The organism is Serratia sp. 3ACOL1, assembly GCF_003668775.1.
GTDB lineage: Bacteria > Pseudomonadota > Gammaproteobacteria > Enterobacterales > Enterobacteriaceae > Chania > Chania fonticola.
Genome location: NZ_CP033055.1, coordinates 3,048,633 through 3,061,195 on the forward strand (window position 1 = coordinate 3,048,633; position 12,563 = coordinate 3,061,195).

The 12,563-nt window shown below is 54.7% G+C and carries 13 protein-coding genes; 4 read left to right on the top strand and 9 right to left on the bottom strand.

The genetic code is table 11. From position 1 onward, the window contains the following. Positions 1-215: 215 nt before the first annotated feature. Complete coding sequence (gene mltF / locus D9980_RS13675; RefSeq protein WP_024484268.1) at positions 216-1,673, top strand: membrane-bound lytic murein transglycosylase MltF; 1,458 nt, start codon at positions 216-218, stop codon at positions 1,671-1,673. A 19-nt stretch (positions 1,674-1,692) separates the two neighbouring features. Here mltF and tadA read toward each other — a convergent pair whose 3' ends face one another. Beyond that, positions 1,693-2,199 carry a tRNA adenosine(34) deaminase TadA gene (gene tadA, locus D9980_RS13680; protein ID WP_024484269.1) on the bottom strand — a complete coding sequence of 169 codons (507 nt, stop codon included), beginning with the start codon at positions 2,197-2,199 and terminating at the stop codon, positions 1,693-1,695. 338 nt (positions 2,200-2,537) lie between these two features. Here tadA and yiaY point away from each other — a divergent pair, with 338 nt between their 5' ends. Beyond that, a complete protein-coding gene (gene yiaY, locus D9980_RS13685) occupies positions 2,538-3,689 on the top strand; it encodes an L-threonine dehydrogenase (RefSeq protein ID WP_024484270.1) in 1,152 nt (383 codons plus the stop codon). Positions 3,690-3,728: 39 nt separating this feature from the next. Here yiaY and yfhb read toward each other — a convergent pair whose 3' ends face one another. After that, positions 3,729-4,376, bottom strand: coding sequence for a phosphatidylglycerophosphatase C (gene yfhb / locus D9980_RS13690; RefSeq protein ID WP_021178894.1), 648 nt, complete (start codon positions 4,374-4,376; stop codon positions 3,729-3,731). 242 nt (positions 4,377-4,618) lie between these two features. Here yfhb and D9980_RS13695 point away from each other — a divergent pair, with 242 nt between their 5' ends. Further along, positions 4,619-5,467 carry a MurR/RpiR family transcriptional regulator gene (locus D9980_RS13695; protein ID WP_121607583.1) on the top strand — a complete coding sequence of 283 codons (849 nt, stop codon included), beginning with the start codon at positions 4,619-4,621 and terminating at the stop codon, positions 5,465-5,467. Between the two features lie 53 nt (positions 5,468-5,520). Beyond that, the gene (locus D9980_RS13700; protein ID WP_021807691.1) at positions 5,521-5,781 is read left to right on the top strand and encodes a YfhL family 4Fe-4S dicluster ferredoxin; all 261 of its coding nucleotides are present in this window, start codon (positions 5,521-5,523) and stop codon (positions 5,779-5,781) included. A gap of 218 nt (positions 5,782-5,999) precedes the next feature. On the opposite strand, the gene acpS is transcribed toward D9980_RS13700, so the two are convergent. The 7 genes from acpS to lepA form a co-directional block, all read right to left on the bottom strand. Beyond that, on the bottom strand, positions 6,000-6,380 hold the full coding sequence (acpS, locus tag D9980_RS13705; protein WP_024486233.1) for a holo-ACP synthase: 381 nt from the start codon (positions 6,378-6,380) through the stop codon (positions 6,000-6,002). Continuing rightward, positions 6,380-7,111, bottom strand: a complete 732-nt coding sequence (gene pdxJ, locus D9980_RS13710; protein ID WP_065686630.1) for a pyridoxine 5'-phosphate synthase — start codon at positions 7,109-7,111, stop codon at positions 6,380-6,382. Before pdxJ ends, acpS begins: the two co-directional genes overlap by 1 nt. Before the next feature lie 74 nt (positions 7,112-7,185). Further along, positions 7,186-7,917 carry a DNA repair protein RecO gene (gene recO, locus D9980_RS13715; protein WP_021178899.1) on the bottom strand — a complete coding sequence of 244 codons (732 nt, stop codon included), beginning with the start codon at positions 7,915-7,917 and terminating at the stop codon, positions 7,186-7,188. A gap of 8 nt (positions 7,918-7,925) precedes the next feature. Beyond that, on the bottom strand, positions 7,926-8,834 hold the full coding sequence (gene era / locus D9980_RS13720; protein ID WP_037413081.1) for a GTPase Era: 909 nt from the start codon (positions 8,832-8,834) through the stop codon (positions 7,926-7,928). Then, positions 8,831-9,511 (bottom strand): ribonuclease III, encoded by a 681-nt coding sequence (gene rnc, locus D9980_RS13725; RefSeq protein ID WP_021178901.1) that lies wholly within the window; start codon positions 9,509-9,511, stop codon positions 8,831-8,833. The genes era and rnc overlap by 4 nt, the downstream gene beginning before the upstream one ends. A 226-nt stretch (positions 9,512-9,737) precedes the next feature. Beyond that, complete coding sequence (gene lepB / locus D9980_RS13730) at positions 9,738-10,715, bottom strand: signal peptidase I (protein ID WP_121607584.1); 978 nt, start codon at positions 10,713-10,715, stop codon at positions 9,738-9,740. A 31-nt stretch (positions 10,716-10,746) separates the two neighbouring features. Then, positions 10,747-12,546: a translation elongation factor 4 gene (gene lepA / locus D9980_RS13735; protein ID WP_121607585.1), complete on the bottom strand. Its 1,800-nt coding sequence runs from the start codon at positions 12,544-12,546 to the stop codon at positions 10,747-10,749. Positions 12,547-12,563 lie beyond the last annotated feature (17 nt).

Here is a 12,563-nt window from a genome sequence, read left to right on the forward strand (position 1 = left end):
AAACGCGCGCCATTATAGATAATCCGCGCCGCCGACGAAACCGTTTGCGTAGCTATTATTGATAAAAGCTATTCTCGCTACCGAATTCTCATAACCTATCAATAAAGTTGCGCGCTGGCGTAATGTTGCGCAAAATGCCCCGGCACTGGTGATTTAACCATGAAAAAATCCTGATTACGGTCAACATAAAGTGTGCATCTATTTGAGATAACTATTTGAAACGCCTAAAAATAAATTACATTCTAATCGGTGTTGTGGCCCTGCTGCTGGCGCTTGCCCTGTGGCCCAATATCGCCTGGCGTGGTGGACAAGGAGGCCAACTCGAGGCGATCAAAGCACGGGGGGAACTGCGCGTCAGCACGTTAAACTCACCGTTAACCTATTTCACTACCCCGCAGGGGCCGAGTGGCCTTGACTATGAGCTGGCCAAAAGCTTTGCCAACTACCTGGGGGTCAAGCTGGTGGTGATCCCACATCAAAACATCAATGACCTGTTTGACGATCTTGATGATGACAATGCCGATATTCTCGCCGCCGGGCTGATCTACAACCGGGATCGCCTCAGCCGCTCCAGTACCGGCCCTGCGTATTATTCCGTTTCCCAGCAATTGGTTTACCGGCTGGGAACCACGCGGCCAAAAACCTTTGCCGATATCAAAGGCAAGCTGGCGGTGGCCTCCGGTTCAGCGCACGTCAGCACGCTAAAGCAGCTCAAACAAAGCAAATACCCCGACCTCAGTTGGGAAGCGTCAAGCGATATGACCTCGAAAGAGCTGCTGGAACAGGTGGCCGATGGCAAGCTGGATTACACCATCGGCGATTCCGTGACCATTGCCCTGCTGCAGCGCATCCATCCACAGCTGGCCGTCGCTTTTGACATTACCGATGAAGAACCAGTGACCTGGTATCTGAAGCGCAGCGATGACGATAGCCTGTACGCCGCGCTGCTGGATTTTTATAGCCAAAGGGTAGAAGACGGCACGCTGGCCCGATTAGAAGAGAAGTATCTGGGGCACGTGGGCAGTTTTGACTACGTCGATACCAAAACCTTCCTGTCGGCCATCGACTCGGTATTGCCCACTTTCCGCTCGCTGTTTGAAAAGTATGCCAGCGAAATTGACTGGAAGCTGTTGGCCGCCATCGCCTACCAGGAATCACACTGGAATCCGCAGGCGACCTCCCCCACCGGTGTCCGTGGGCTGATGATGCTGACCAGAGCCACCGCCGAAGGCCTGGGCGTCACCGACAGGCTCGATCCGGAACAGAGTATCCAAGGCGGGGCGCTCTATCTGCAGCGTCTGATGGAGAAAGTGCCCGATACGGTGCCGGAAGATGAACGGATCTGGTTCGCACTGGCCGCCTATAACATGGGCTGGGGCCATATGCTGGACGCACGTAAACTCACCAAAAGCCAGCAAGGCAACCCCGACAGTTGGGTCGATGTGAAACAGCGCCTGCCGATGCTGAGCCAGAAGCGCTACTATCCATCACTCACCTATGGCTATGCCCGTGGCCGCGAAGCCTATAACTACGTGGAAAACATCCGCCGTTATCAGGTCAGCCTGGTGGGCTATCTGTTGGAAAAAGAGAAGAAGGCAGTAGAAGCGATGAAACAGGCCGAACTGGCCAAGGGCTATCCGGCCGTGGAAGCCAAGCTGGCGCTCGCCCTGTAGTTATTATCACGATAAGTAGTTATTGCGGGTCTTTTCCGGCTCGCTGCGCCAGTTTCAGCGCTTTTTTCTGCTCGCGGCGCATGCGGAAAAAGTTGCTGAGGGTGGCGGCGCACTCTTCTGCCAGCACGCCCGATACGATTTCTACCTGATGATTCATGCCCGGATGGCGCAGAATATCCACCAGTGAACCCACTGCACCGGTTTTTTCATCGGCCGCACCGTATACCAAACGACGGATGCGGCTGTGCACCATAGCCCCGGCGCACATCACGCAAGGCTCCAGCGTGACATACAGCGTGGCATTCAGCAGGCGGTAATTCTGCAAAACCGCTCCCCCCTGCCGCAGCGCCATGATTTCAGCATGAGCGGTGGGATCGTGGCGGCCGATCGGCCGGTTCCAACCTTCGCCAATCACCTGATTGTCCAGCACCAGCAGCGCCCCAACCGGCACCTCACCTTCTTCCTGCGCACGTTGAGCCAGGCTTAACGCCTGACGCATCCAATACTCATCACTATATTCATTCACTACATCAATCCTCGTGCGCATCGCGGCGGGCATTATACACACTAGTCCCTTTTGCCGCAGCCACTCGGCCTTGTTGATGCAAATAAGCTTGAAAAACCCTGAACCCGCCACGTTTGTCGATCGCTTAAAACACCACCAACAAATCAATAACATCATATTTAATGATGATTAAATTTTGTTCATTTCTTAAAATTTCAGATAAACGTTATAAACTGGTGGAAAATCAAGCTGTAAAATTAAGCAAATTTTTTCTAACTAAATTGTGATAGATCATATTCTCTTAAGCATTAGCGAGATAATGTTTATCTCACGCAAAAAGCCTTTATAAGGAGTAGGTTATGGCTGCCTCAACATTCTTTATCCCTTCCGTCAACATGATTGGTTCCGGCTGTCTGGAAGACGCGGCAAAAACCATGAAAGAGCATGGTCTGCATAACGCACTGATCGTGACCGACAAGGTTTTGAACGGCATTGGCGTCGTAGCTCAGGTGCAAGCCCTGTTAGCGGCACAGAACATTGAAAGCTGCGTCTATGACGGCACACATCCCAACCCGACCACGGAAAACGTAAAACAGGGCCTGGCACTGTTGCGCGAACATCACTGTGACTGTGTCGTTTCTCTGGGTGGCGGTTCGCCGCATGACTGTGCGAAAGGGATTGCCCTGGTCGCCGCTAACGGCGGGGAAATCAAAGACTATGAAGGGGTTGATCGCTCAGCTAAGCCGCAGTTGCCGGTCGTTGCGATCAACACCACTGCGGGTACCGCTTCCGAGATGACACGTTTTTGTATCATCACCGACGAAGCGCGCCACATCAAAATGGCGATTGTCGACAAGCACGTCACCCCGATCCTGTCGGTCAACGATCCTCACCTGATGGCTGGCATGCCGAAAGGCCTGACCGCCGCCACCGGTATGGATGCTCTGACCCACGCTATCGAAGCTTACGTCTCCAGCGCCGCCAACCCAATCACCGATGCCTGCGCGCTGAAAGCCGCCACCATGATTGCCGAGTCTTTACGTGATGCGGTCAACGACGGGCAAAACATGCAGGCGCGCGAGAACATGGCCTATGCCCAGTTCCTGGCCGGTATGGCATTTAATAACGCCTCATTGGGTTATGTGCACGCTATGGCGCACCAGTTGGGTGGCTTCTACAACCTGCCACATGGCGTGTGTAACGCCGTGCTGTTGCCGCACGTGCAAGAGTTCAATACTCAGGTTGCCGCAGGGCGTCTTAAAGACATTGCCGCCGCTATGGGCGTAAATGTTGCAGGCCTTAGCGATGAGCAAGGGGCTGCCGCTTGTATCGCCGCCATTCGCCAACTGGCGAAAGATGTGGGAATTCCTGCTGGCTTACGCGATCTGCAGGTCAAAGAAGAAGACTTTGCTACGTTAGCCACTAACGCCCTGAACGATGCCTGTGGATTCACCAATCCAATCCAGGCAAGCCACGAACAGATTATGGCAATCTTTAAAGCAGCCATGTAACCGCTGCCAGGCTCCCTCGTTTTACTGGGGGAGCCTTATTTAATCCAACTGCTGTAACTCGCCTTCTTTACCCACCCGCCAACGGTGTTCGCAAAAATAGAGCAAAGGGTTATCCTGCTTGCTGTCGCTGTAGCCACTGAACAATTTCAATGGCGCTCCCAGACGCTGCTCCAGTTGCACCACCTTTTGTACTCCCAGGCAGCGCATGGGCAACACCCAGCCCCCGTAGCGACGCACAATGCTGCTCCCCACCAGCCGTACCCGTGGCAGGAACGCAGAATCCCGATAAACCTGCTCCACCAGCCGTTCCGGCGAGCCGGTGATCAACCACACTTGAGCATCCTGGGCATCCAGGTACTGACGCAAACGCATCTGTACGACCGGAAAAGCGGTGACCTTACGGCGAAAATAGTCGACGAATTTCGCCTCCAGCGCTTTCAGCCTAGCCTCTGAGCGGCCAAAGGTCATTGCCCACAATAGCAGGCTCATGGGCCAGCGAGTTGCCCGCCCACCGATCAACAAACCCAATCCGATAATGGGCAACAGCGGCACCACCAGCACCAGGTTCAACGGCAGATGCCGTAGCAAAAAGCGCAGGAAACTGCCAAACATGTCTTCCTGATGCAAGGTGCCATCCAGATCGAAAAATACCACGCGCTGGGCCTGTGCAACCGGTTTGTCAGTCAAACGTTACTCCTCAGGATCGTTGACCCCATTATGCAGGTGAAAATACAACCGGCTATTATCGTAATCACTAGACCGACCAGATACAACCGACATTGGCCAACGCCAAAGGCGCGTTAACCCATCAATACCACCCTATAGCCATAGTGTTGCTGCAAGCGCTTTAGCGACCTGCTCACAAAAATGATTGCTGCCCGTTTTACCACCGGCATGGCAGAATGCTGGCTGGCTCAAAGGAAAAAACCATGAGTACCCTTCTTCGCATTCGTCAGATTTACCCAACGCTGGCACAAAACGATCGCAAACTGGCGGACTTTCTGTTGGATAACGCCGAACAGGCCCGCCACCTCAGCTCACAAAAGCTGGCCCAGTTGGCCGGTGTCAGCCAATCAAGCGTGGTCAAGTTCGCCCAGAAACTGGGCTACAAGGGATTTCCGGCGCTGAAACTGGCATTGGGTGAGGTGCTGGCTCAACCGCAGGTCGCACCGGTGGTGACGGTCCATAACCACATTCTGAGCAGCGATCCACTCAAAACCGTCGGTGAGAAATTGCTGCTGGAAAAGCAGGCCGCATTACGAGCTACTCTGGATATCAACAGTGAACAGCGGCTGCTTACCGCCCTGGAGATGGTGCGTGCGGCGCGGCGGGTGATCTTGGTCGGCATCGGGGCTTCCGGGCTGGTGGCCAAAGACCTGTCGTTCAAGCTGCTAAAGATTGGCGTGATGGCGGTGGCAGAAGCGGATATGTACGTTCAACTGGCGACGATAAAGGCGCTGAGTAGGGAGGATCTGCTGCTGGCGATCTCGTTTAGCGGCGAACGGCGTGAAATCAACCTGGCCGCCGAAGAAGCACGTATTGCCGGAGCCAAGGTATTGGCACTGACCAGCTTCTCGCCTAATGGCCTACAGCAACGGGCCGATCACTGCCTTTATACCATTGCGCAAGAACCCAATATCCGCAGCGCGGCGATATCTTCCAGCACCGCGCAGTTCGCCCTGACCGACCTGCTGTTTATGGCGCTGCTCCAGCACGAGCTCGATCATACCCACGATCGCATCCACCACAGCGAACAATTAGTGAAAAAACGGGTGTAAGGCGTATAATCTGCGCTCCGCGAAATACCCCTGTAAATAATGAGAGAGTTGCCATGGCCCTGCTAATCACACGCAAATGTATCAACTGCGATATGTGCGAGCCGGAATGCCCGAACCAGGCGATTTCGATGGGGGATGAGATTTATCAGATCGATGCCAACCGCTGCACCGAATGCGTGGGGCATTACGAGACCCCAACCTGCCAGCAGGTGTGCCCGATCGATAACACCATCATTACCGATCCGCAGCACGTAGAGAACCAGGAACAGCTGTGGGACAAGTTTGTCGTGCTGCACCATGCCGATAGCTTGTGAGTCAATAGCCCCTCACCCTAACCCTCTCCCAAAGGGAGAGGGGACCGATCGAGTTCGCTAATTTTTCTGCGTAATACCCCACCATCCTTCCTTTTTGCACCCATTTCCAGAAGGTGCACAGGCCAACCAAGCGCTCCGGCCAGCCCCTTCTCCCTGTGGGAGAAGGTTGGGATGAGGGGACTAGATTGACTCCGGCACCTGGCAACCACTCTGGGCAATTACCCCTCGATGATCACCGTAGCACAGGCATAGCGGCGTTCATCCGCCAGAGAAACGTGGATCGATTTCACCCCCATCTCCTGAGCCAGTTCGGCAGCACGTTCATGCAGCCGGATATTGGGTTTACCCAGGCCATCATTGAACACTTCGAACTGATTGAACGCCAGGCCGTTGCGGATGCCGGTGCCGAACGCCTTGGCGGCGGCCTCTTTGACCGCAAAACGTTTCGCCAGGAAGCGTACCGGCTGCTGATGCTGCTGATACACCTCCCATTCGGCCGGGCTTAGCACCCGGCGAGCCAGGCGATCGCCGCTGCGTTCCACCACTGCTTCGATACGCGCCATCTCCACGATGTCGGTTCCCAAGCCCAGTACCGCCATTAGCGACGCGCTTCCCGCATCAGCAGTTTCATGTCCGCCACCGCGGCAGGTAAACCGCTCATCACCGCCTGGCCAATGATGGCATGGCCGATATTCAGCTCATACATCTCTGGCAGCGCGGCGATCGGCTGCACGTTATGATAGGTCAAACCGTGGCCCGCATTCACCTTCAGGCCTTTGCTGGCCGCATAGGTGGCCGCTTTGGCAATGCGCTTGAGCTCGGCTTGAATGGCCAGATCGCCCTGCGCTTCGGCATAGGCACCGGTATGGATCTCGATATAAGGTGCGCCTACGGCCACCGCCGCGTCGATCTGACGGTGATCGGCATCGATAAACAACGAAACCAAAATGCCAGCCTGTGCCAGGCGTTCAACCGCCACGGCCATTTTGTCCTGCTGACCGGCCACGTCCAACCCGCCTTCGGTGGTCACTTCCTGACGTTTTTCCGGCACCAGACAGCAAAACTGAGGTTTCAGCTCAATGGCGATATCGAGCATTTCATCGGTGACGGCCATTTCCAGATTCATACGGGTCTGGATGGTTTGGCGCAGGATACGCACGTCGCGGTCGGTGATATGACGGCGATCTTCACGCAGGTGAACGGTGATGCCATCGGCCCCCGCCTGCTCGGCAATAAATGCCGCCTGCACCGGATCCGGGTAGTTGGTGCCGCGCGCGTTACGTAACGTGGCAATATGATCGATATTGACGCCCAGCAGTAAATCAGCCATGACAACCCTCTACTAAGTCATTTTCAGTAGCAGCAGTTTACACGGGCGAGCAAAACGGCAAAAGCAGAAACCGCTTAGGCTTCGTCGACGGGGGTATCGGGTTGTTTGCGCACGAACTGGCGAAACAGTTCACGGCTCTTCAGCGGCTTACCGCCGAGATAGGGTTTCAGCGCCATGCGGGTAAAGCGCTTGGCTGCACGCAGGGTTTCTGCATCGGGGAACTGGCGTTCATCCAGAGCGCGGAGTTCACGGCCGGTAAAACTGTAATGATCCACCACCAGGCTGGCAATAAAGCCTTTTTCTTCGCGATAGCGATAGGTCATGCCGTCATCCACCGGCTCGCCGCTGCCAGCACAATGGAGGAAATCCAGCCCGTAACCCAGGTGCCCCAACAGCGCCAACTCGAACTGCCGCAGGGCATGCTCCGGGGAGCTGTCTTCCGCCGCCAGGGCCTGTAAGCATTGCAGATAATCGAAGAACAATACCGAATAGTTGCCTTCCTGCTCCAGCACCCGTGACAACAGTTCATTCACGTAAAGGCCGCTGTAAAGCATCATGCCGCTGAGGGGTAAACCAAGGGAGACAGCTTCGGCACCGCGCAGCGTTTTGACTTCGCCACGACCGCCCCAGCGTACTAACAGAGGAGTAAAGGGTTGCAAGCAACCCTTTAGATTGGAACGGCGACTGCGTGCGCCTTTTGCCAGCAAGCGCACCCGCCCATGACCTTCCGTAAACAGGTCCAGCATCAGGCTGGTTTCACTAAAGGGTCGCCCATGCAGGACGAAAGCGCGCTCCCAGCCATCCATAGGAGGTATTACTTCAGGTCGTCGGTATAACCCAGGCTACGCAGCGCACGTTCGTCGTCCGCCCAGCCCGATTTCACTTTCACCCACAGTTCCAGATGCACTTTGGCTTCAAACATCTGTTCCATGTCCTGACGGGCTTCAATCCCGATAGTCTTGATCTTCGAACCTTTGTTGCCGATAACCATCTTCTTCTGGCCTTCACGCTCAACCAGGATCAGACCGTGCACGTCGTAACCACCGCGCGCATTCGGTACAAACTGTTCGATCTCGACCGTCACCGAGTAAGGCAGTTCTTCACCCAGGAAACGCATCAGCTTTTCACGGATGATTTCCGACGCCATAAAGCGCTGGGAACGGTCAGTGATGTAATCGTCCGGGAAGTGGTGTTCCGCTTCCGGTAACACTTTGCGTGCGATAGCCGCGATAGTGTCCACGTTCATGCCTTTTTCGGCAGAGATCGGCACCACATCGAGGAAGTTCATCTGCTGGCTAAGGAACGCAATGTGCGGCAACAGCTTGGATTTGTCGGTAACGTTGTCGACCTTGTTGATCGCCAGCAGCACCGGGCTTTTCAGGCCGCGCAGCTTGTTGACCACCATTTCATCATCGGCAGTCCAGTTCGTGCCTTCTACGACGAAGATCACCAGCTCGACGTCGCCGATTGAGCTGCTGGCCGCGCGGTTCATCAAACGGTTGATGGCGCGCTTTTCTTCGATATGCAGACCCGGGGTGTCGACGTAAATAGCCTGATAAGCGCCATCGGTATCGATACCCATAATGCGGTGACGGGTCGTCTGTGGTTTACGCGAGGTGATGGAGACTTTTTGCCCCAGCAGTTGGTTCAGCAACGTGGATTTGCCCACGTTGGGACGACCTACGATCGCAATAAAACCGCAGTATTGTTTTTCTTCGCTCATTCAAGCTCCAGCTTTTTCAGCGCTTGTTCCGCTGCCGCCTGCTCGGCTTTACGGCGGCTTGAGCCGGTGCCCACGACGGGCTCGCTCAAACCACTCACCTGACAGTGGATAGTAAACTCCTGATCGTGCGCCTCACCGCGAACCTGCACCACCAGATATGTTGGCAACGGCAGATGACGACCTTGTAAAAACTCCTGCAAGCGGGTTTTCGGGTCTTTCTGCTTATCACCGGGGCTGATTTCGTCCAACCGGCTACGATACCAGTCCAAAATCAGTCGCTCAACGTTTTGAATATCGCTATCCAGGAACACACCGCCAATCAGTGCCTCCACCGTATCCGCCAGGATCGACTCGCGGCGGAATCCACCACTTTTCAGCTCACCCGGCCCAAGGCGCAAACACTCGCCCAGATCGAATTCGCGCGCCATCTCCGCCAACGTATTGCCCCGCACCAGCGTGGCACGCATGCGGCTCATGTCTCCTTCGTCTACGCGAGGAAAACGCTGGTAGAGCGCATTGGCGATGACAAAACTAAGGATCGAATCACCCAGAAACTCAAGACGTTCATTGTGTTTACTGCTGGCGCTACGGTGAGTTAACGCTTGCAGTAAGAGCTCCTGCTGTTGAAAAGTGTAGCCCAGCTTCCGCTGTAGCCTGTTTATTACGATGGGGTTCATGAGTTACCAATAGATCAAGAATGCGTCAAAAACTTGCAGCATACGGAACAGGCCTGCTTTGCCAAAAGCCAATCCAAAGCTGTTTCGTTTGCAGTGGCGCCCAAAAGGGGCCAACTTTTATCGCTCGAGGGGCTATTCTACAACGAGTGGAAATATATTGCTGCGATTATATAGACCCATTGCCTGTCAAACTGCAGCCTAATTGGCTGCAGTTTGCAAAACGCTATTAGTGAATACCACCGATACGGCTCAATCTGACGCCCGTTGGCCATTCACCTTCCTGCTTTTCAAAACTCATCCAGATCGCGGTGGCTTTACCTACCAGATTCTTCTCAGGTACGAATCCCCAATAACGGCTGTCTGCACTATTATCGCGGTTATCGCCCATCATGAAGTAATGGCCGGCTGGCACTACCCACTCGCCCAACTGCTGGCCTGCTTGCTGATAGTAAGCACCGACCTGATCCTGTGCACCGGGCACGGTCAGAATGCGGTGAGTCACGTTGCCCAGAGTTTCCTTGCGTTCGCCAAGGCGAATACCGCCCTGTGGCACGTTATCCGTCAGTGGGATCTGGAAGAAACCATTGCTGGTTTCGCCCATGCCGCTGCGGGTAAACATCTGCACAAAATCGCTCGGTTGCATATCGCTGTAGGTGACCGCCAATGCGGTATCACACGCCTGGCCACTATTACAGGACTCTTGCACCGTCACGCGCTTATTCACCGGATCATAGGTCACGCGATCGCCAGGTACGCCAATCACGCGTTTGATATAATCCAGTTTGGTGTCGCGTGGATATTTAAATACCGCAATATCGCCGCGCTTGGGATGACCGGTTTCAATTAGCGTGGTCTGGGTGATCGGATCCTTTACGCCGTAGGCAAATTTTTCCACCAGAATGAAATCACCAATCAACAGCGTCGGCATCATTGAGCCTGAAGGGATCTGGAACGGTTCGTAAATAAACGAACGCACCACAAACACCAACAGCAATACCGGGAAGACCGAAGCCCCGGTTTCAACCCAACCCGGCTGCCTGGCCACTTTCGCCAAGGCCGTTTCGTCGATCGTTCCAGCCGCCTGTGCATTGACCGCCGCGATTTTCGCCCGGCGTGCCGGCGCCCATTTAAAGCGCTCAAAGCACCAGATGATCCCGGTCACCAAAGTGGCTAACGCCAGGATCAAGGCAAACATATTCGCCATGCAAACTCCCTAGTTACGCGAGCTTTCGCTCTTACTTACCGTCTTTACCCACGTGCAGAATGGCCAGGAACGCTTCCTGCGGCAACTCAACGTTACCCACCTGCTTCATGCGTTTTTTACCGTCTTTCTGCTTCTGCAGCAGCTTCTTCTTACGGCTGACGTCGCCGCCGTAGCACTTGGCCAACACGTTTTTACGCAGCTGTTTCACCGTAGAACGAGCGATGATATGCGTGCCGATCGCCGCCTGGATCGCAATATCAAATTGCTGGCGTGGGATCAGCTCTTTCATTTTCTCAACCAGTTCACGGCCACGATACTGCGCGTTATCACGGTGAGTGATCAGCGCCAGCGCATCTACGCGTTCGTTGTTGATCAACACGTCAACGCGCACCATGTCCGAGGTCTGGAAACGTTTGAAGTTATAGTCCAGTGACGCGTAACCGCGCGAGGTGGATTTCAAGCGGTCAAAGAAGTCTAGCACCACTTCGGCCATTGGGATTTCGTAGGTCAGCGCCACCTGGTTACCATGGTAAACCATGTTGGTCTGTACGCCACGCTTCTCAATACACAGCGTGATCACGTTGCCCAGATATTCCTGCGGCATCAGCATGTGACACTCAGCAATCGGCTCACGCAGTTCAGCGATGTTATTCAACGGCGGCAGCTTGGAAGGGCTGTCGACGTAGATGGTTTCATTGCCGGTGGTTTCGACCTCATACACTACCGTAGGTGCCGTAGTGATCAGTTCCAGATCGTATTCACGCTCCAGACGCTCCTGAATGATCTCCATGTGCAGCAGACCCAGGAAGCCACAGCGGAAGCCAAAGCCCAACGCGGTAGAGCTCTCTGGTTCATAGAACAGGGAGGCGTCGTTCAGGCTCAGCTTGCCCAGCGCATCACGGAAGGCTTCATAATCGTCGGAACTGATCGGGAACAGGCCGGCATACACCTGTGGCTTCACTTTTTTAAAGCCTGGCAGCATTTTGTCTGCTGGCTGGCGAGCCAGCGTCAAGGTATCGCCCACTGGCGCGCCGAGGATATCTTTAATGGCGCAGACCAACCAACCCACTTCGCCACAGTTCAGCACGTCGCGATCAACACGTTTCGGGGTGAAAATCCCCAAACGGTCAGCGTTATAAGTTTGGCCAGTACTCATGACCTTAACTTTATCGCCCTTGCGCAGGGTGCCGTTTTTCACGCGGATCAGGGAGACAACGCCAAGGTAGTTATCAAACCAGGAATCGATGATCAGCGCCTGCAGCGGAGCATCCGCATCACCTTCTGGTGGCGGGATATCACGCACCAGACGCTCCAGCACTTCAGGCACGCCAACGCCGGTTTTTGCCGAGCAGCGCACCGCGTCAGTCGCATCAATGCCCACGATATCTTCGATTTCCTGTGCGGCGCGATCCGGATCGGCGGCAGGCAGGTCAATCTTGTTCAACACCGGCACCACTTCCAGATCCATGTCCAGTGCGGTATAGCAGTTAGCCAAGGTCTGGGCTTCTACGCCCTGCCCGGCATCCACCACCAGCAATGCACCTTCACAGGCGGCCAGTGAGCGTGAAACCTCATAGGAGAAGTCAACGTGCCCAGGGGTGTCGATAAAGTTAAGGTGGTAAACCTGCCCATCCTTGGCTTTATAGTCGAGCGTTACGCTCTGCGCTTTGATGGTAATACCACGCTCACGTTCCAGATCCATAGAATCCAGTACCTGTGCGGCCATTTCACGTTCGGTCAGGCCGCCGCAGATTTGGATAATACGGTCAGACAGCGTCGACTTACCGTGGTCAATATGGGCAATGATAGAAAAATTTCTTATGTGTTTCATTTAATTAGTTTTTCTGC